We start from the raw sequence: 19,250 nt of genomic DNA, 5'->3' as shown, positions 1-19,250 counted from the left end.
CGAGCCCGGCGGCGCGGGGTGGGAATCCGCGAGCCGCGCGGGCCGCGAACCGCCGGGGACCGGTCACGCACCGGCCGCGGACCGGTCACGGCCCGTACGGGGCGTGCCCCGGCCGCCGGGCCGGAGCCGGGCAGGCGGCCGTCGGCGGCGGTGCCCGGTCCCGGCCGGCGGTGGCTCACACGGTGTGGACGGCTCCGGCGTAGCGCTGGGCGAACCGGGTGCCGGTGCCCGCGGTGACCGTGAAGTCGTACCGCCCCGCGTCGGTGCGCCAGGACACGCGGGTGCGGTCGCCCGCCCCGACCCATTCGGTCCGCTCCTCGCCGGCGAAGTCGTTCGGCGTGATCGTGAACGCCACCTCGGTGCCGCCGGTGTTGCGCAGTTCCAGCTCCACCGAGGCGTTCTCCGGACGCCCGGGGTGCCGCAGGGCCGCCGTCACCGAAGGCACCGCCACGTCGTCCTGGCCGGTGCGGACGACGGTGCCGGAGAAGCGGCGGACGAAACCGTCGGCGCCGTACACCGAGAAGTCGTAGCGGCCGTCGGTGCCGGCGGCGTCCCACACATAGGTGCGGGACGAGCCCGCCGGGACCGTGAAGGGCGTGCCGGTGAAGGGCAGGGCGGTGTTCGGCAGGACGGTGAAGTGGTAGCCGACGCTGCCGTCGTTGGTCAGGGTGCAGGTGACCTCGCCGGTGGTCCGGTCGACCTTCACGTCGGCCCACGGGCGGTACGGCAGCGCGCGGTGCGGCCTGTGGCCCTCCTCCTGCGCGGGCATCGACTGCTGGTCGGGCACCTTGACCGCCGGCAGCGAGCTGCCGGCGTCCGCCTTGGCCATCAGCGCGACGGTGTCGGGCAGTCCCGGGATGCTGTAGTCGGGCTTGGTGAAGTCGAAGGCGCTGGTGAGGTCCCCGCAGACGGTGCGCCGCCAGTCGGAGATGTTGGGCTCCCGCACGCCGGTGACGCGCTCCAGGAAGCGGAGCACCGAGGTGTGGTCGAACACCTGGGAGTTGACCCAGCCGCCGCGCGACCACGGCGAGACGACCCACAGCGGCACCCGGCTGCCGAGGCCGATGGGCTTGCCTCCCGCGAACTCGTCCTTGGTGCCGGGCTCGGGGAACGGCGGGATGACGTGGTCGAAGTAGCCGTCGTTCTCGTCGTACATGACCAGGAAGGCGGTGTGCTTCCACACGTCGGGGTTGGAGAACAGCGACTGCAGCGCGGTGTCGACCCAGTGGGCGCCGTAGTCGGGGCCGGCGTTCGGGTGCTCGGAGAACAGGTAGGGCGCCACCAGCCAGGAGACCGTGGGCAGGGTGCCGTCCTTGCAGTGCTTGTCGAACGCCGTCAGGTCCCACTTCGTCATCGCGTTGACGTAACGCGGGTCGTCCTTGGGGAACTCGTGGAACTGCTTGAAGTACGACAGGGCGTTGTCGTCGTAGTCGCCGTAACGGTCGTCGGAGCCATCGGGGTTGTGGTAGACGCGCCAGGTGACGCCGGCCTGCTCCAGGCGTTCGGCGTACGTCGTCCAGTCGGCCACCGGGTTGTCCGTGACCGGCGTGTTGTCGGTCCACGGGCCGGTGGTGCCGTCCACGCCGGGGCCCGCGGTGCCGGTCCACAGGTAGAGGCGGTTGGGGTCGGTGGGGCCGTTCAGCGAGCAGAAGTAGCCGTCGCAGAGGGTGAAGGCGTCGGCCAGCGCGTACTGGTAGGGGATGTCCGCCCGCGTGAAGTACCCCATGGTCCGTTCGCCCTTGGCGGAGACCCACTTGTTCATGGCGCCCGCGTTGACGGCCGAGTGGCCGGTGTCCCAGTCGTGCGCGAGGCCGCCCGCGTTCTGGGCGTTGTACTTCGTGGTGTCCATACGGAAGGGCAGGAGGTGGCCCTCCTCGCGGCTCACTGCGGGCTGGCGGAACACCGGGTCGCCGCCGGGGAGGACGGTGGCCTGGCGGTCGCTGAAGCCCCGTACGCCGCTCAGGGTGCCGAAGTAGTGGTCGAAGCTGCGGTTCTCCTGCATCAGGATGACGACGTGCTTGACGTCGTCGATGCCGCCGTGGCCGGTGCCGCGCCCCGCGGCCTCCGCGGTGCCGGGGAGTCCGGCGGCTATCGCGGCTCCGGCCGCGGTGGTGCCGATGAAGGTGCGGCGGCTGATCTCGGTCATGGGAGGAAGGTCCTTCGGATCGTTCGCGGTCAGCCGCGGGCGGACAGGGAGAAGGTGACGACGGCGGCGGCGTGGTCGGAGGGCCAGCCGTTGGCGGCGGCGTCCGGCACCGGCCGGGGCCAGCCGGTGAACAGGCTGTGTGCCTCGAGGACCTTGAGCCGCCCCGCGTACTGGATCTGGTCGATCCGGTCCTGCGGTTCCGCCCCGTCACCGCCCTCGTGCCGCGGCCTGACGGGGGACCAGGTGATGCCGGGCGCCTTCTCCGGGCGGGCGTGGGCGTCGCGGTAGGCGTCGACGAGGCCCGCCTTCTCCAGCGCCTCGGTGACGGGCCAGCGGACCCGGCCCACTCCCCCGTGCGCGGACGTGGTCCGGTTCGTCCAGTCGCGGTGGGAAGGCGAGGCGAGGCCGGCCGCCAGCACGACGGGGGTGTGGGAGGCGAGTTCCGGCCGCAGGGCGGCCACCAGCGCCTGTACCTGCCGGTAGCGGACCGTCTCCTTCTCCGCCGCCTCGACCTGTGCGGGCGTCCGGCCCGCCGACAGCGCGTACGGCCCGTAGTCGGCTTCGTCCAACTGCGCCGTCCACAGGCGTACCGTGCGGTCGCCGGGCAGGTGCAGCGTCGCTGCGGCGGCCGGGAGGGCCGCGGTAGGGGCGACGACGTCACTGAGCGGGTAACGGCTCACGATGCCGAGGCCGCCGGCCCGGTACACGTGCCGGCCGAGCGCCCCGGCGAGGTCCTCGGCCGCCTTGTCACCGCATTCCTGGAGCGCCACCACGTCCAGGCCCTGGGTGAGGACCAGCCGCAGCTGCTTCTCCAGGAAGCCGTCGACGTGGGTGCCTGCGTCCCAGAGGTTCAGCGTGGCCACCTTCAGGCGGAGCCGCTCCCGGGGGGAGCGCACAGGCACCTGGACGGTGACGGTGTCACCGCCGACGGCGCTGTCGGTGACGGCGGCCACCACTCGGCCGGGTCTGCGCGGCGCTGTGCGCGGGGCCCGGCCGCTGACCGTGCCGTCCGCGGCGACCGAAAGCCAGGAGTCGCCGCCGACCCGCTTGAAGGTCGCGCTCCCCGCGCTGTTGCCCTCGGGCCTGATCCACAGACCGCCCAGCTTCACCGAGAAGTCCTCGCCCGCGGTCTGCGGCTCGGTGGTGACGGCGTCCACGACCGCGTGCGGGCGCGGGATCACGGGGCGCACGGCGAAACTGAACGCGGCGGTCTCGGCGAGGATGCCGTAGCCGTCCTTGGCCAGCAGATAGGCGGTGTACGGGCCGCCGCTCAGGCCGGAGGTGTCGAGGGTGATGTCACCGGTGGCGGCCGGGGTGTACTCCCAGGCGAGGGAGGAGCCGTGGCCCGGCTGCCGGTCGCCGTCGTACACCCCGATCCAGTTCTTCGGGTCGGGTGTGTCCGTCGTCCAGTGGAAGGAGACCTTGTCGCCTTCGTGGGGGGCCGGCGTCGTCAGCTTGACGGAGTTGCCGACGGAGGCTCCCGTGAAGCTGAACGGCTCCGTCCTGGCGAGGACGCCGTAGCCGTCCTTGGCCAGCAGATACACGATGTACGGCCCACCGCTCAGACCGGAGGTGTCGAGGGTGGTCTGCCCGGACGCGCCGGGCACGTAGGCCCAAACGAGCGAGCTGCTGCCGCTGGCGGGCAGCCGGTCGGCGGGGTAGACGCCGATCCAGTTCTTGGGGTCGGGGGCGTCCGTCGCCCAGGTGAGGGCCAGTTCGGTACCGCGCGGCGGGGGCGTCGGGGAGCCGATCGCGATGCTGTTCCCGGACGCGGCGGCCTGTGAGAGGGATGACACGGTGTTGGGTCCTCTCCGCCCCGGATACCGCCGCGGCGACACCCAGGGGAGCAAAGTTGTCTAGATAACTTCGCTCCATAGCAAGCCGTCCCCCGGCGACGGCCCCGTGAACGAGAGATTGCCTCCGCCTGGGAGGAAGACGGAACTCTGGGATTTTCCCGCGCGGGCCGAAAGGCCCGGATCCGGCCAACAATGGCCGCTGACCTGGGCCTTCCGAGACTTTCAACCGCCTGCGCAACCCGCGGAGCCCGCCGGGTCCGCGTTGTTTCACTCCAGCGCCCGAAGGGATACGACACGTCGCGCCCTTCACCGGGTCACACCTCCGCTGTGCACAGCCAAGGGCCGAGCGAGCACACGTGCGGGGAGGGCGCGCAGGCCCCGGACGGTGTTCTCCACCGCCGCCCTGAGGGCGACGTCCCGCGGCGCCTCGCACTCGACTGCGTACCTGGCGCCGTCGGCGGCGGTGCCCCCGGACCGGCGCGATCGCGCGAGGTCGCCGACCGCCGCCCGTGCCCGTCCGGATGAACGTCGTCGCCTCGGCCGGCGTCGGCGGGTTCGTCCCACCGGACGGCGAAGCCTCGCGGGTCGCACGGGGCACCGCGCCCCTCCCGGTCAGGCTCCGGCTGCCAGCAGTCCCCGCACCCGGTGGGCCGTCGCCTCGTCCCGGGCCGCCGTGAACGGCAGCGCGTTGCCGCCGGTGACGCGGAACGGCTCACCCGTCAGGGTCAGATGGGTGCCGCCCGCCTCCTCGACCAGCAACAGACCCGCCGCGTGGTCCCAGGCCGCCTCCCAGGAGAAGGCCGTCGCGTCCAGCTCCCCGCGGGCGACGGCCAGGTACTCCAGGCCGGCCGAGCCGCACGGGCGGGGCCGGACGCCCTCGGTGTTCAGGCCGAGGAGCGCTCGCTTCTGCTCGTCCGTCGTGTAGTCGGGGTGCGAGGTGGCTATCTCCAGGTCACGGCCGGGCGCGGGCGAGCCGGAGCGCAGCGGCTGTCCGTCGAGGTGGGCACCCCGGCCGCGGAGGGCGACGGCGAGCCGGCCACGGGCCGGTGCGTAGGTCCAGGACGCGTGGACGACACCGCCCAGCGTGAGGGCGACGAGCGTGCAGAAACCGGACTCGCCGCGGACGAACTGGCGGGTGCCGTCGACCGGGTCGACGATCCAGACCGGTGCCGCGCCCTGGATCGCGTCGTACGTCGCCGGGTCGGCGTGGACCGCCTCCTCGCCGACCACGATCGAGCCGGGCAGCAGCTTGGGGAGCGTTGCGGTGAGGTACTCCTCGGCCTTGCGGTCGGCGTCCGTGACGAGGTCGTGCGGGCCGCTCTTCTGGTCGATCTCGTGCGCGGCGAGCTGCCTGAAGCGGGGCATGATCTCGGCGGCGGCCGCGTGGCGGACCGCTTCTTCGACATCGGCTGTGCGGTGGGCGAGAAACTCGTCGATGGTTTCGGTGTGTCCGATCATGGCTCCATGACAGCACGCGTCACTGACAATCCCTACCCGTCCGGTGCACTTCAGGTGGATTCGGGGTGAATTCGCGGGGCGCCGGGCCGGGGCCGGGAGGTTCGGACCGGAGCCCGCGGTCCTCGGCCCCTGGCCACCGGACCCGGCCCCCGGCTCAGCGTCCGACCGCGTACCCCTGCATCCCCCGCGGATTCGCCGCGGCGGACAGCACCCCGGTGCGGGGGTCCCGGGCGACCGCGCACAGCCGGCCCTCCGACCATGCGTCGGACACCTGCACGTCGTGGCCTCGGCGACGCAGTTCCGTGACGACGGCGGGGTCGGTGCGGGACTCGACGGTGAGGCTGCCGGGGCGCATGCCGCGCGGGTAGAAGGAGCCGGGGAAGCTGTCGTTGTGCCAGTTCGGCGCGTCGATCGCGCCCTGGAGGTCGAGCCCGCCGCGTACTTCGTCGCGCAGGGCCACGGCCAGGAAGAAGTGGGTCTGCCACTGGTCCTGCTGGTCGCCGCCCGGAGTGCCGAACGCCATGACCGGCACCCCGTCGCGCAGCGCCAGCGACGGCGTCAGGGTGGTGCGCGGACGGCGGCCGGGCGTCAGGGAGTTGGGCAGCCCCTCCTCCAGCCAGGCCATCTGGAGCCGGGTGCCGAGCGGGAAGCCCAGTCCGGGGACGACCGGGTTCGACTGGAGCCAGCCCCCGCTGGGGGTGGCCGCGACCATGTTGCCCCAGCGGTCCACGACGTCGAGGTGGCAGGTGTCGCCGCGGGTGGAGCCGTCCGGTGCCACCTCGGGTTCGGCGGGCGCCCTCGCCACGGTGGGTTCGCCCGCGCCGGGTACGGCCGGCGCGTCGAAGCCGGGCTCCCCGCAGGCCGCCCGCCGGGCGTGGTGGCTCATCCTCGGAGTGCGCCCGCCGGGAGCGCCGGGGCGCAGCTCGTACGAGGCCCCGTCGCCGATGAGGGCGCGGCGGGCCGTGTTGTACGCGACCGACAGCAGCGCGTCGAGCGGCACCTCGGCCGCGTCCCCGTACCAGGCCTCCCGGTCGGCCATGGCGAGTTTGCAGCCCTCGACGAGCAGGTGGACGTAGTCGGCGGAGCCGTGCGGCGGGAGTTCCGGCGGGAGCAGGGCGAGCTGCTGCAGGAGGACCGGGCCCTGACTCCAGGGGCCCGCCTTGCACAGGGTCCAGCCCCGCCAGTCGTACGTCGCCGGTGCCTCGTACGTCGCGGACCAGGAGGCGAGGTCGGTGGCCGTCAGGGTGCCGGCGTGGCGCTCACCGCTGGTGTCCATGGTGGGCCGTCCGGCCTGGCGCACCAGGGCCTCGGCGATGAATCCCGTGCGCCAGACCTCCCGCGCCGCGTCGATCTCGGCCTCCCGGCCCTGCGCCGCGGACACTTCGGCGAGCAGCCGCCGCCAGGTGGCGGCGAGCGCGGGATTGCGGAAGAGCTCACCGGGTCGCGGTGCCGTCCCGCCCGGCAGGTACACCTCCGCGGACGAGGTCCACTCCGTCTCGAACAGCTCACGGACGGCCTCCACCGTCTCGCCGACACGCTCCACGGGCGCGTGCCCGTCCTCGGCGTATCCGATGGCGTACTTCAGGACGTCGGCGAGCGACTTCGTGCCGTGGTCGCGCAGGAGCAGCATCCACGCGTCGAAGGCGCCGGGGACGGCCGCGGCGAGCGGGCCGGTGCCGGGTACGAGATCCAGACCGAGTCCCCTGTAGTGCGCGATCGTCGCCCCGGCGGGTGCCCCGCCCTGCCCGCACAGCACCCGTATGGCGCCGCCCGCCGGGGCGAGGATGATCGGGACCTCTCCAGCGGGTCCGTTGAGGTGCGGCTCGACGACGTGCAGGACGAAACCCGCGGCGACGGCGGCGTCGAACGCGTTGCCGCCGTCCTCCAGGACGGCCATGGCGGACTGCGAGGCGAGCCAGTGGGTGGAGGACACCATGCCGAAGGTGCCCTGGAGGGTCGGTCGGGTCGTGAACATGCTGTGTCACCTCGCTGTGCGGAGCGATCAACCTCGGGCCCGACTATGGCACTCGCCGTCCCCCGGAGGTCAGGGCGCCCCGTCCCCTGGCGGAGCCAGGCACCGCGCGCTGCCCGACCGGAATCAATCACCGCAGGTCGGCGTTGGTGCCGGTGGAACGAACGGAGGCGGATCGGTGCACGGTGAGTACAAGATCCCCGGCGGCAAGCTCGTCGTGGTGGACCTGGACGTCGAGGACGGGACGCTGCGCCACGCGCGCGTGGCGGGCGATTTCTTCCTCGAACCGGACGAGGCGCTGGACGCCGTGAACGGCGCGCTGGAGGGCGCCCCCGCCGACACCGACACGGCGGGCCTGGCGGCCCGTGTCGACGCCGCTCTGCCGGCGGGCACGGTCATGTACGGCCTGACCTCGGAGGGCATCGGGATCGCGGTGCGCAGGGCGCTCGCGCACGCCACCGACTGGACGGACTACGACTGGCAGCTGATCCACGAGGGGCCGCAGTCCCCCGCGCTGCACATGGCGCTGGACGAGGTGCTGACCGCGGAGGTGGCGGCCGGCCGCCGCGCGCCGACGCTGCGCGTGTGGGAGTGGGGAGCCCCGTCGGTGATCATCGGCAGTTTCCAGTCGCTGCGCAACGAGGTCGACGCCGAGGGCGCCGCACGGCACGGCATCGAGGTGGTGCGCCGGATCTCCGGCGGTGGTGCGATGTTCGTGGAGCCGGGCAACACCATCACCTACTCGCTCTCGGTCCCGGAGGCGCTCGTCCAGGGCCTGTCCTTCCAGGACAGCTACGCCTATCTCGACGACTGGGTGCTCGGTGCGCTGGCGGACATGGGGATCAGGGCCTGGTACCAGCCCCTGAACGACATCGCGACGGAGCAGGGGAAGATCGCGGGAGCCGCCCAGAAGCGGGTATTGGGTCCGGGCGGCGGCGCCGGTGCCGTGCTCCACCACGTGACCATGTCGTACGACATCGACGCCGACAAGATGCTCGAAGTGCTGCGCATCGGCCGGGAGAAGCTCTCCGACAAGGGCATCGGGAGCGCGAAGAAGCGGGTCGATCCGCTGCGCCGGCAGACCGGGCTCGCGCGCGAGGAGGTCATCGGGCGGATGATCGACTCCTTCCGCGGCCGCTACGGGCTCAGGGACGGCGGGGTGACACCCGCCGAGCTGGCCCGCGCCGAGGAGTTGGCACGCTCGAAGTTCGGGTCGGCCGAGTGGACGGCGCGGGTCCCGTAGGGCCTGTCGTTCGGATCATGCGGCGGGGCGCGGGGCAGCCGGCAGGCCACCGCGCCCGGGTGGCGTCAGGACGGGCGGCGGTCCGCAGGGGCGGCGGTCCGCAGGCCGGCCGTCAGGACGGCGAGGCCGCCCACGCCGTCGTGCCGAGGGTGTTCTCGGGTCCGATGTCGAGTGTCTCCGGTGGCCGTACGTCCACGGCGGCGCGTCCCTTCTGCGGGACGACCCGGAGGTAGGTGCCGTTCTCGGCCGCCATCCGCCAGTACAGGGCCGCCCGCGCGCTCTCGCCCGGGGCCAGGGTGAACGGCTCGGCCCCCGGGTCCTCCGGGGCCATGGGGACCTTGTCGGTGCCCCGGACGGTCCGCACGCCGGTGAGCGGGGCGCCCTTCTCGTCGAGGACGCGGACGGAGGGGTACCCGTTCACCCGGTACGGCCGCCCGGAACAGTTGGTGAGGGTGAGGCTCATCGCCCGCAGCCCCATGGCCCCGTCGACGCTGCCGGCGTCGACGCGGACACCGGCCGGCGGGCAGTCGCCGGCCCGCGGGACCGCGACGGCGGGCGAGGGGCCGGGCGCGGGCCGGTGCTCGGGCTCGGTGAAGAAGCCGCAACCGCTCACGGCGAGCGCCAGCGCGCCGGCGAGGACGGCGCTGCGGAGGGGTCTCGGACACGACGGTCTCGGGCACGGCACGGTCATTCGCCGATCTTCGCACGCCGCCACTGAGTGCCGCCTCTGGCCGTCACCAGTCCCGACTCGTAGGCGAACACGACCAGTTGGGCCCGGTCACGGGCGCCCAGTTTGGTCATGGCGCGGCTGATGTGCGTCTTGGCCGTGAACGGGCTGACGACCATGTGTGCGGCGATCTCCTCGTTGGTGAGGCCCCGCGCGGCGAGCGCGGTGACCTCGCGTTCGCGGCGGGTGAGGCACTCCAGGCCCGGCGCGGTGGCCCGGTCCGGGGGCCGGGCCACGAACTCGCCGATCAGCGTGCGGGTCACGGACGGGGACAGCAGTGCCTCTCCGCGCGCGACGACCTCGATGGCCTGGAGGAGGTCGGCGGGCTCGGTGTCCTTGAGCAGGAAACCGCTCGCCCCGGCGCGCAGCGCCTCGAAGACGTACTCGTCCAGGCCGTAGTTGGTGAGGATGAGGACGCGCACGCCGGACAACTCCGGGTCCGCGGCGATCCGCCGGGTCGCCTCGATGCCCGACATCACGGGCATCTGTACGTCGACGAGGGCGACGTCCGGCCGTTGGGCCCGCACCAGCGCGAGTCCCTGCTGCCCGTCGGCGGCCTCGCCCACCACCTCGAGGTCGTCCTCGGCGTCCAGCAGGGCGCGGAATCCGGCGCGCATGAGTGCCTGGTCGTCGACGAGCGCGACCCTGATCACGCCACGTCCTCCGTTGCTCCCAGGGGCAGTCGGGCCTGGACGGAGAAGCCACCCCCGACGCGCGGGGCGGCGCGCAGGGTGCCGCCGAGAGCCGTGACGCGTTCCCGCATCCCGGTGAGGCCGATGCCGGGCGTGGGCGGGCGGGACGGGTCGGCGCCACCGTCGTCGTCCACGGTGATCGCCAGCTCGGCCGCCGAGTAGTCGAGCCGGACGGTCACCTCGGCCGGGCCCGCGTGGCGGGCGGCGTTGGTCAGCGCCTCCTGGACGATGCGGTAGGCGGCGCGGTCCACCGTCGCCGTCAACGGCCGTTCGTCGCCCCTGACCGACAGCTCGACGGCGAGGCCCGCGGCGCGGGCCCGCTCCACGAGCAGCGCGGGGGTGCCGGTCGGCTCGTCGGTGCGCAACACCTCGAGCGTCGAGCGCAGTTCGCGCATCGCCTCGCCGCCCGCCGCCTGGATGGCGAGGAGCGCGGGCGGCACCTCCTCGCCGCGTTTGCGGGCGAGGTGGACGGCGACACCGGCCTGGAGCTTGACGATCGAGATGCTGTGGGTGAGCGAGTCGTGCAACTCGCGGGCGATCCGCAGCCGTTCCTCGCCGGCCCGGCGCAGGGCGGCTTCTTCCCGGGTGCGTTCCGCCTCCAGGGCGCGCTGTTCGGTCTGGCGCAGATACGCCTGCCAGTTGCGGTCGGCGAGGCCCGTCACCAGGGCGCACAGGAACCAGCCCGCCAGCAGCAGGGTTCGCTCGACGATCTCCTGCCGGGTGGGGCCCGTCGCGACGAACCCGGCCAGGAACGCGGCACTCGCGAGCGCGGCCGCACCGCGGTGGCCGGCGCGCGCGGCCGTGTGGACGGCGGCCAGGACGGGCAGGGCCGCGAGGGGCCCGGGATGTGCGTGCACCACGTACGCCGTCGTGGTGGCCGTACTGACCGCGAGGACCTCGCGGGGTGCGCGGCGGTAGGCCGCGAGGGACAGGGAGGCGAGGGCGATCAGGACGTGGTCGGCCGGGGTGGTGCCTTCGTCGAAGGCGGCCGCGGTCATGACGAGGGCGCCGACGACGATCGCGAGGGCGGTGTCGGCGAGCTGTCGGCGGGCGGCCGGGTCCAGCGTCATGTCCCGCACGATAGACGGCTGTTCGGCCGCCCGCGTCAGACCTGTGGAGGGGGCGCGGCCTACTCCCGGCGGAGTAGGCCGGGCCGCGCCCGGACCGGGTGGGGTAGCCCGGAGTGCCTTCGGCCGTACGACGCCCGCGCACCCCCCTGTGGACCAGGGTTGCCGTGTCGGTGGCCGTCGGCGCACCGCATCACCCGCCAGGAGGAACCCCGTGTCCAGTCCCTTCCGTCACACCACTCCGCCGGAGCCCGCGTCCGCCGCCGGGCCCGTGCGCGCCGTCTACACCCAGCTCGCCAGGGACTTCGGCATCATGCGGGCGCCCACCTTCGTCGTGCTGTCCTCCGCCCCTGGGATCATGGCCTCCGCGTGGGCGCTGATGCGTGAGTCGCTGATCGCGGGCGACGGCGGCAGGACCGGGAAGGAACTCGCGGCGCTCGGGGTGTCCGAGGCCAATCGGTGTCCGTTCTGCGTGGACGCGCACAAAATGCTGCTGCACGCGACGGGCGACCACGCGCTCGCGGAGCGGGTGGCGCGTGGTGAGCGGCCCGCCGACGAGGACCACGCGCGGGTGCTGGCATGGGGCAGGGCGACCCGGACCCCCGGGTCTCCGGAGCTGACCCCGTACCCCTTCCCCGCCGCGCACGCACCCGCCTACATCGGCACGGCCCTCGCCTTCCACTTCATCAACCGTGTGGTGTCGGCGCTGCTGACCGAGCGGTTGCTGCCGGGCAACGTGCAGCGGTTCCGGGCCGTACGGAGCCTGGGCGGGCGGTCCCTGTCCAGGACGGTGCGCCGTCACCCCGCCCCCGGTGCCGGTCTGACCCTCCTCGACGGTGCCGGTCTGGCCCTCCTCGACCACGCGGGTCCCGGACCGGACTGGGCGCGCGCGACCACGGTCGGCCCCGCCTACGCCGCGCTGCGTGCCGCCGCCGGCGAGGGTGAGGGACTCCTCGACGCCGACGACCGGATCCTCCTGCGGGAGACGCTCGGCGCCTGGGACGGCGCGCATCCGCCGCTCGCGTGGGACGGGCTTCCGGGCCGCGACCGCCCCGGGGCCCGCCTGGCACTCCTGGCGGCGCTCGCCCCCTACCGGATCACGGAGGAGGACGTGGCGGCCTGGCGCACCCCCGACCGTACCGACGCCTGTCTGGTGCGTCTCGTCGCGTACGGCGCGTTCGCCGCCGTCGACCGGATCGAGAGCGCGCTGCCCGTGCGCACGGCGAAGGAGCCCTCATGACGCTGATCGCCAACTCCGTTCAGGCGCAGGTGTGGAACGGTCCTCTCGGCAGCCACTGGGCCACCCACCACGCCCGCTACGACGCCCTCGTGTCGGGTCTCGACGACGCGCTCTTCGCGGGTGCCGCGATCGCCGCGGGCGACCGTGTCCTGGACGTCGGCTGCGGGGCCGGCGCGACGACCAGGACCGCGGGCCGGCTGGCCGCGCACGGACACGCGGTCGGTGTCGACATCTCGGCGCCCCTGCTGGACCGGGCACGGGCGGCCACCGCCGCGGCGGGCGTCACGAACGTCGCGTACGAACTCGGTGACGCCCAGACCCACCGCTTCCCGGCCGCCGGATACGACGTGGTGATCAGCCGGGGTGGGGTGATGTTCTTCGCCGACCACGCGGCCGCGTTCCGGAACCTGGGACGGGCGCTGCGCCCGGGAGGGCGCCTCGCGTTCGTCTGTCCGCAGCCCGCCGGCCCGCATCTGGAGGAGTCGCGCGCCCTGAGTCTCTTCGCGAGGCTCCTCGACGCGCCGGACGCCCACACCGTGGCGGCGCAGACCGCGATGGCCTCGCTGTCCGACCCGGCCCGGATCCGTGAGGTGCTGGAGGGCTGGGAGAAGGTGAGTGTGACGTCGGTCGGCACGGAGACGGTGTGGGGACGGGACGCGGCCGACGCCGTCGGCTTCATCCTCTCGCGTACGCCCGGACGGGTGGTCGGCACCGTCACCCGCAAAGCCCTGGAGGACACTTTGCGCCCTTATGCGACGGATCGTGGTGTGCGGTTGCGGGCGGCGGTGTGGCTGGTGACGGCGGAGCGGAGTCCCGGCGTCCGGCCGTGAACCGCAGTCACCGCACAGGTACGGAGCGAGTTCGCCCTTCCGCCCCACGGAGAGTCATGTGACACTGTCGTCCCGTCCGCAGTGCGGACTCCTCCGCACCGTCCCCCACGAGAAGTGCGTCGTGCGTTCACTTCCTCTGCCGCTCGCCCTCACCGCGCGCCTGCTGCCGGTCGCCGTGCTCGCCTGCACGGGCTGGGTCATGTCGTCCGGTTCGTCTCCGGCGCCCGCGACTCCGACCGGACCCGAGCACAATTCGGCCCAGGACTCGGGGAGTCCCACCCAGCCCTCGACGACGGCGGCCGTGAAGACGTACACGGCCGCGCCCGCGCCGTGCACCAGCGTCACGACGAAGACGATCACGTCCCTGGTCCCGGGTACCAAGACGGCCGGCCAGGAGATCGCCTCGACGGACAAGTCCGTACGCCGCACCTGCTCCTGGAACGCGCTCAAGGGGTTCGACTACCGCTGGCTCGACGTGTCCTACGAGATCATGAGCTCGGACGCGGCGGCCCAGAAGTCCTACCAGGAGCGCGTCACGAAGAAGAGCGGCGGGGGCGCGGTGCCCGGCCTCGGTGACGGGGGCTACTCCGTCGTGAACCTCACCACCGAGGACAAGCAGCAGACCCGCGAGGGTGTGGTGATCGCCCGCGTGTCCAACGCGCTGGTGGCCGTCACCTACAACGGAAGCGACTTCGAGACGAAGAAGGCGCCCGGCACCGACGAGATCAACAAGGGCGCCATCAAGGCCGCCAAGGAAGTGGTGGCCACGCTGGAGAACGGCCGCAAGAGCTGACCGTCCTCCCTCGCGCGGTCGTGTGTCAGGCGTCGGACTCCGGCCGGCACCGCAGCAGCATCAGGCCCGTGTACAGCACCAGCGACGTGCCCAGGCCCACCGCCCAGCCGTAGTCGGCGAGCGACGACAGCGCCGGGATGGGCCGCCCGTCGATCAGCGGGTGGAAGTCGGCGCCGCCGACGGCCAGGACACCGCCGGTGACGAAGGCGACGACGGCCCGCCAGTTCCAGCCGCCGTCGTACCAGTAACGTCCGCCGGCGCGGTACAGGTCGGCGAGGTCGAGCCTGGTGCGGCGCAGGATCCAGTAGTCGGCGATGAGGATGCCGGCGACCGTGCCCAGCAGACCGCCGACCAGGCCGAGCCAGGTGAAGATGTAGCCCTGCGGGTCGGAGTAGAGCCTCCAGGGGAAGATCAGCACACCGAGGACGCAGGTGGTCATGGCGCCGGCCCGGAAACTGATCCTCCTGGGCGCGATGTTGGAGAAGTCGAAGGCTGGGGAGACCAGGTTGGCCGCGATGTTCACGGACAGGGTCGCGACCAGCACGGTGACCAGCGCGTAGACGATGCCGGCGACGTTGTCCGTCTTGGCGGCCAGCTTGACCGGGTCCCAGATCGCCTCGCCGTACACGGCCTGCGATCCCGAGGTGACCATGACGGACAGGAAGGCGAAGAGCGTCATCGTGGTGGGCAGACCGAGCGCCTGGCCCCAGGTCTGCGCCTTCTGGCTCTTGCCGTACCGGGTGAAGTCGGGGATGTTCAGGGACAGGGTGGACCAGAAGCCGATCATGCCCATGAGCGAGGGCCAGAACAGCTTCCAGAAGCCGCCGCCCCAGCCGAGCTTGGACGGCTGGTCGAGCAACGGGCCGAAGCCGCCCGCCTTGCTGCTCATCCACCACAGCATGACGCCGGCGCCGACGAGCACGAAGGGCGCCGCCCAGTTCTCGAAGCGGCGGATCGTCTCCATGCCCCGGTAGATGATCGCGACCTGCAGCACCCAGAAGATCACGAAGGACAGCCACATCGTCCACGCGTAGCCGCCGATGTGCGAGGCGTTCGCCCAGCTGTCCCCGAAGAGCTTCCCGGCGAGGAAGTAGATCGCCTCGCCGCCGATCCAGGTCTGGATGCCGAACCATCCGCAGGCCACCAACGCCCGTACGACGGCGGGGAGGTTGGCGCCGCGAACCCCGAAGGAGGCGCGGGCGAAGACCGGGAAGGGGATGCCGTACTTGGGTCCGGCGTGCCCGGTGAGCAGCATCGGGACCAGCACGATCAGGTTGGCCAGCGCGATGGTGAACACGGCCTGTTTCCAGTCCATGCCCACGGCGATCAGACCGGAGGCCAGGGTCCAGGAGGCGGTGTTGTGGGCCATGCCGACCCAGAGCGCCGAGAAGTTGTACGTGGTCCAGGTCCGCTTGGCGACCGGGACCGGCAGCAGGTCCTCGTTGGCGTAGGGACCGCTGGGCGCCGGAGTGTCGGGGGCGATCTCCACCCGGCCGTCGGCGAGTGTGACCTGGGTGGTTGGCGGGCTGTCGGTGGGGACGGTCTCGGGCATGGGCAGGCCAATCAAGTGAGGAGTGACGGAAAGGCCGTGCGGGTGGCGTCATGGGGGGTGCGCGAAGAGAGCGCCCTGGCCCCCTTCCCGGGACGGCGGGAAGGGGAGTACTAGGGGGCGGTGCGGGCGAGGCGAGTGGCGAATGGCCTCAACGGCCCTGATCTCAGGAGTCGTTCAGATGGTCATCGGCCGTTGACGGCCGGAATGACCTTCGACCCGTAGGCGTCGATGGTGGCCTCCTGCGCGTCGTGCATGTCGTACAGGGCGAACTGGTCGACACCCAGCTCGCGCAGCGCGTTCAGCTTCTCGACGTGCTGCTCGGCGGTGCCGATCAGACAGAACCGGTCGACGATCTCGTCGGGGACGAACGTGGTGTCGGGGTTGCCGCTGCGTCCGTGGTGGGAGTAGTCGTACCCCTCGCGGGCCTTGATGTAGTCGGTGAGTTCCTCGGGCACGGCGGCGGAGTGCTCGCCGTACTTGGAGACGAGGTCGGCTACGTGGTTGCCGACCATGCCGCCGAACCAGCGGCACTGCTCACGGGCGTGGGCGATCGCCTCCGTCGAGTCGTCCTCGGTGACGTAGGCCGGCGCGGCCACACAGATCGTGACCTCGGACGGGTCCCGGCCCGCCGCTGCCGCCGCGGTCTTCACCGCCTTGACCATGTACTCGGTGAGATAGAGGTCGGCGAGCTGGAGGATGAAGCCGTCGGCCTCCTCGCCGGTCATCTTCAGTGCCTTGGGGCCGTACGCGGCCATCCACACCGGGAGTTCGGCACCGGGCCTGACCCAGGGGAACTTGACGACCGTGCCGCCGAGGTCGGCCTCCTCGCCGCGGCCGAGCGCCCGGATGACCTTCATCGCGCCGCTGATCCGGGCGAGCGTGTTCGGCTTGCGTCCGGCGACGCGCATCGCCGAGTCGCCCCGTCCGATGCCGCACACGGTGCGGTTGCCGTACATGTCGTTGAGCGTCGCGAAGGTGGAGGCGGTCACCTCCCAGGTACGGGTGCCCGGATTGGTGACCATCGGCCCGACGGTCAACCTCTCGGTATGGGCGAGGATCTGACTGTAGATCACGAAGGGTTCCTGCCACAGCACGGCGGAGTCGAAGGTCCAGCCGTACGTGAAGCCGTTGCCCTCGGCCCGCTTCATCAGCTCGATGACGCGGGAGGCCGGGGGGTCGGTCTGCAGGACGAGTCCGAAGTCCATGGCGCCACTCCTAGGCTCTCAGAGAAGGTACTGACAGGTGGAGCGGGGGGTGTAGACGCCGTGTCCGGCGCGTCCGGTGAACTCCCGCTCGGTGATCACCGGTTCGCCGCGCGAGAGCACGGTCTCGACCCGGCCGGTGACACGCTTGCCCTCGTACGCCGAGTAGTCGACGTTCATGTGGTGCGTCTCGACGGACATGACCTGCTCGGCGTGCGGGTCGTAGATGACGATGTCGGCGTCGGCGCCCGGCGCGATGGTGCCCTTCTTCGGGTACAGACCGAACATCCGGGCCGGGGTCGCGCAGGCGATCTCGATCCAGCGGCGGCGCGAGATGTGCCCGTCGACGACGGCCTGGTGCAGCAGGTCCATGCGGTTCTCCACGCCCGGCAGGCCGTTGGGGATCTTCGAGAAGTCGCCCCGGCCGAGCTCCTTCTGGCCCACGAAGCAGAAGGGGCAGTGGTCGGTCGACACCACCTGGAGGTCGTTGGTGCGCAGGCCCCGCCACAGGGCGGCCTGGTGCTCCTCGGGCCGAAGAGGCGTGCTGCACACGTACTTCGAGCCCTCGAAGTCCGGCTCCGCGAGGTTGTCGGTCGACAGGAACAGGTACTGCGGGCAGGTCTCGCCGAAGACGTTCAGGCCCTCGTCACGCGCCCGTGCGATCTCGGCGACCGCCTCCTGCGCCGAGACGTGCACGACGTACAGCGGCGCCCCCGCGACCTGCGCGAGCCTGATGGCGCGGTGGGTGGCCTCGGCCTCCAGGAGCGCCTTGCGGACCTCGCCGTGGAAGCGCGGGTCGGTCTCCCCCCTGGCCAGCGCCTGCTCGACGAGCACGTCGATCGCGATGCCGTTCTCGGCGTGCATCATGATCAGGCCGCCGTTCTCGGCGGAGCGCTGCATGGCGCGCAGGATCTGGCCGTCGTCGCTGTAGAAGACGCCGGGGTAGGCCATGAACTGCTTGAAGGAGGTGACGCCCTCCTGGACCAGCAGGTCCATCTCCTTCAGCGTGTCCTGGTTGACGTCCGAGACGATCATGTGGAAGGCGTAGTCGATGGCGCACTGGCCGTCGGCCTTGGCGTTCCAGGCGTCGAGGCCCTCACGCAGCGAGTGGCCGACGCTCTGCACCGCGAAGTCGACGATGGTGGTGGTGCCACCCCAGGCCGCCGCCCTGGTGCCCGTCTCGAAGGTGTCGGAGGCGAAGGTGCCGCCGAACGGCAGCTCCATGTGGGTGTGGGCGTCGACGCCACCCGGGATGACGTACTTCCCGGCGGCGTCGACGGTCCGCTCGGCCGTCCACGACTCGGCCGTCGGGGTGCCCGTCGCGGCGAGCGCGACGACCCGGCCGTCCTCGATCAGGACGTCGGCGTGCATCTCGTCGGACGCGGTGACGACGAGGCCACCACGGATGACGGTACGGCTCATGCTCCCTCTCCTTCCGGTCGTGCGTGCACTGGGGGAATTCCGAAGCTGTCAGAAGCTGAGGTCAACGCTGTTTCCTCCGGGGAGGCCCGATGGGAAGGAGGGCCCGTGGGCCCGGCCCCCGCCGGCCGGGCCCACCGGGGACCGTCCGTCAGGGAGCCGTCAGCGGCCCGTACGCGCCCGGGGCGCGGTCCCGGTAGAACTGCCACCGGTCGCGCACCTCGCGGAGTCTGGCCATGTCCAGGTCGCGGACGACGAGTTCGCTCTCCTTGTCGCTCGCCACCTCGCCGACGAACTGGGCCTCCGGGTCGACGAAGTAGCTCGTCCCGTAGAAGTCGTTGTCGCCGTACTCCTCGACCCCCACCCGGTTGATCGCGCCCACGAAGTACTCGTTGGCGACGGCCGCGGCCGGCTGCTCCAGCTGCCACAGGTAGCCGGAGAGCCCGCGCGAGGTGGCCGAGGGGTTGAAGACGATCTCGGCGCCCGCGAGGCCCAGTGCGCGCCAGCCCTCCGGGAAGTGCCGGTCGTAGCAGATGTAGACGCCGATCCTGCCGACGGCGGTGTCGAAGACCGGCCAGCCGGAGTTGCCCGGCCGGAAGTAGAACTTCTCCCAGAACCCCGCCACCTGCGGGATGTGGGTCTTGCGGTACTTGCCCAGGTAGGAACCGTCGGCGTCGATCACCGCCGCGGTGTTGTACAGGACCCCGGGCTGCTCCTCCTCGTACATCGGCAGGACGAGGACGAGGCCCAGTTCCTCGGCGAGCGCCTGGAAGCGCCGGACGATCGGGCCCTCGGGGATCTGCTCGGCGTACTCGTAGAACGCCTTGTCCTGGACCTGGCAGAAGTAGGGCCCGTAGAAGAGCTCCTGGAAACACAGGACCTGTGCGCCCTGCGCGGCGGCGTCGCGGGCCGCCTGCTCGTGGACCTGGATCATCGACTCCTTGTCGCCGGTCCAGGCGGTCTGGAAGACGGCGGCGCGGATCACTCTGCTCATCGGGACCTCCGGTCGCTCGGTGTGCGAGGAGCCTAGAAAGCCCGGCGGGCGGCTTTGAGGTGCACCGTGTCACGTCTGAGGTGCGCTGCCGTTCCACGGTGTCACCCCCGCGTCGTCGC

The 19,250-nt window shown here is 72.2% G+C and carries 15 protein-coding genes; 4 read left to right on the top strand and 11 right to left on the bottom strand.

What is annotated here, in order from left to right:
- Nucleotides 1–175: 175 nt before the first annotated feature.
- The 4 genes from ACFVTC_RS16710 to ACFVTC_RS16695 all read right to left on the bottom strand — a co-directional run bounded on the left by ACFVTC_RS16710 (nt 176) and on the right by ACFVTC_RS16695 (nt 7,375).
- Complete coding sequence (locus ACFVTC_RS16710; RefSeq protein ID WP_390127516.1) at nt 176–2,146, bottom strand: phosphocholine-specific phospholipase C; 1,971 nt, start codon at nt 2,144–2,146, stop codon at nt 176–178.
- Between the two features lie 29 nt (nt 2,147–2,175).
- Nucleotides 2,176–3,942 (bottom strand): endonuclease/exonuclease/phosphatase family protein, encoded by a 1,767-nt coding sequence (locus ACFVTC_RS16705; protein WP_390127515.1) that lies wholly within the window; start codon nt 3,940–3,942, stop codon nt 2,176–2,178.
- 612 nt (nt 3,943–4,554) lie between these two features.
- Entirely contained in the window at nt 4,555–5,400 is an 846-nt protein-coding gene (locus ACFVTC_RS16700) for an inositol monophosphatase family protein (RefSeq protein ID WP_390127512.1), read from the bottom strand.
- A gap of 154 nt (nt 5,401–5,554) precedes the next feature.
- The gene (locus ACFVTC_RS16695; RefSeq protein ID WP_390127511.1) at nt 5,555–7,375 is read right to left on the bottom strand and encodes a gamma-glutamyltransferase family protein; all 1,821 of its coding nucleotides are present in this window, start codon (nt 7,373–7,375) and stop codon (nt 5,555–5,557) included.
- A gap of 175 nt (nt 7,376–7,550) precedes the next feature.
- Between ACFVTC_RS16695 and ACFVTC_RS16690 the strand changes: the two genes are divergently transcribed.
- Entirely contained in the window at nt 7,551–8,615 is a 1,065-nt protein-coding gene (locus tag ACFVTC_RS16690; RefSeq protein ID WP_390127509.1) for a biotin/lipoate A/B protein ligase family protein, read from the top strand.
- A gap of 112 nt (nt 8,616–8,727) precedes the next feature.
- Here ACFVTC_RS16690 and ACFVTC_RS16685 read toward each other — a convergent pair whose 3' ends face one another.
- Genes ACFVTC_RS16685 through ACFVTC_RS16675 form a run of 3 tightly spaced genes read right to left on the bottom strand, consistent with a single transcriptional unit; the run spans nt 8,728 to nt 11,104 of the window.
- On the bottom strand, nt 8,728–9,306 hold the full coding sequence (locus tag ACFVTC_RS16685; RefSeq protein WP_390127507.1) for a DUF4232 domain-containing protein: 579 nt from the start codon (nt 9,304–9,306) through the stop codon (nt 8,728–8,730).
- Nucleotides 9,303–9,995 (bottom strand): response regulator, encoded by a 693-nt coding sequence (locus tag ACFVTC_RS16680; RefSeq protein ID WP_390127505.1) that lies wholly within the window; start codon nt 9,993–9,995, stop codon nt 9,303–9,305. Before ACFVTC_RS16680 ends, ACFVTC_RS16685 begins: the two co-directional genes overlap by 4 nt.
- Nucleotides 9,992–11,104 carry a sensor histidine kinase gene (locus tag ACFVTC_RS16675; RefSeq protein ID WP_390127503.1) on the bottom strand — a complete coding sequence of 371 codons (1,113 nt, stop codon included), beginning with the start codon at nt 11,102–11,104 and terminating at the stop codon, nt 9,992–9,994. The genes ACFVTC_RS16680 and ACFVTC_RS16675 overlap by 4 nt, the downstream gene beginning before the upstream one ends.
- A 211-nt stretch (nt 11,105–11,315) precedes the next feature.
- Here ACFVTC_RS16675 and ACFVTC_RS16670 point away from each other — a divergent pair, with 211 nt between their 5' ends.
- From ACFVTC_RS16670 to ACFVTC_RS16660, 3 genes are all read left to right on the top strand, one after another.
- Nucleotides 11,316–12,341 (top strand): carboxymuconolactone decarboxylase family protein, encoded by a 1,026-nt coding sequence (locus ACFVTC_RS16670; protein ID WP_390127501.1) that lies wholly within the window; start codon nt 11,316–11,318, stop codon nt 12,339–12,341.
- Nucleotides 12,338–13,171 (top strand): class I SAM-dependent methyltransferase, encoded by an 834-nt coding sequence (locus ACFVTC_RS16665; protein WP_390127499.1) that lies wholly within the window; start codon nt 12,338–12,340, stop codon nt 13,169–13,171. The genes ACFVTC_RS16670 and ACFVTC_RS16665 overlap by 4 nt, the downstream gene beginning before the upstream one ends.
- Before the next feature lie 121 nt (nt 13,172–13,292).
- Entirely contained in the window at nt 13,293–13,964 is a 672-nt protein-coding gene (locus ACFVTC_RS16660) for a hypothetical protein (RefSeq protein ID WP_390127498.1), read from the top strand.
- A gap of 25 nt (nt 13,965–13,989) precedes the next feature.
- Here ACFVTC_RS16660 and ACFVTC_RS16655 read toward each other — a convergent pair whose 3' ends face one another.
- The 4 genes from ACFVTC_RS16655 to ACFVTC_RS16640 form a co-directional block, all read right to left on the bottom strand.
- On the bottom strand, nt 13,990–15,516 hold the full coding sequence (locus tag ACFVTC_RS16655; protein ID WP_390127497.1) for an NCS1 family nucleobase:cation symporter-1: 1,527 nt from the start codon (nt 15,514–15,516) through the stop codon (nt 13,990–13,992).
- Between the two features lie 182 nt (nt 15,517–15,698).
- A complete protein-coding gene (locus ACFVTC_RS16650; protein WP_390127496.1) occupies nt 15,699–16,721 on the bottom strand; it encodes a TIGR03842 family LLM class F420-dependent oxidoreductase in 1,023 nt (340 codons plus the stop codon).
- 18 nt (nt 16,722–16,739) lie between these two features.
- Entirely contained in the window at nt 16,740–18,140 is a 1,401-nt protein-coding gene (hydA, locus tag ACFVTC_RS16645) for a dihydropyrimidinase (RefSeq protein WP_390127494.1), read from the bottom strand.
- Nucleotides 18,141–18,288: 148 nt separating this feature from the next.
- Nucleotides 18,289–19,131: a nitrilase-related carbon-nitrogen hydrolase gene (locus tag ACFVTC_RS16640; RefSeq protein ID WP_390127492.1), complete on the bottom strand. Its 843-nt coding sequence runs from the start codon at nt 19,129–19,131 to the stop codon at nt 18,289–18,291.
- Nucleotides 19,132–19,250: the final 119 nt, after the last annotated feature.

The sequence above is a fragment of the Streptomyces sp. NPDC057950 genome (assembly GCF_042887295.1).
Taxonomy (GTDB): domain Bacteria; phylum Actinomycetota; class Actinomycetes; order Streptomycetales; family Streptomycetaceae; genus Streptomyces; species Streptomyces kaempferi.
The sequence above is the reverse complement of the archived record's forward strand: the minus strand, read 5'-3'. Positions and strand labels throughout refer to the sequence as shown.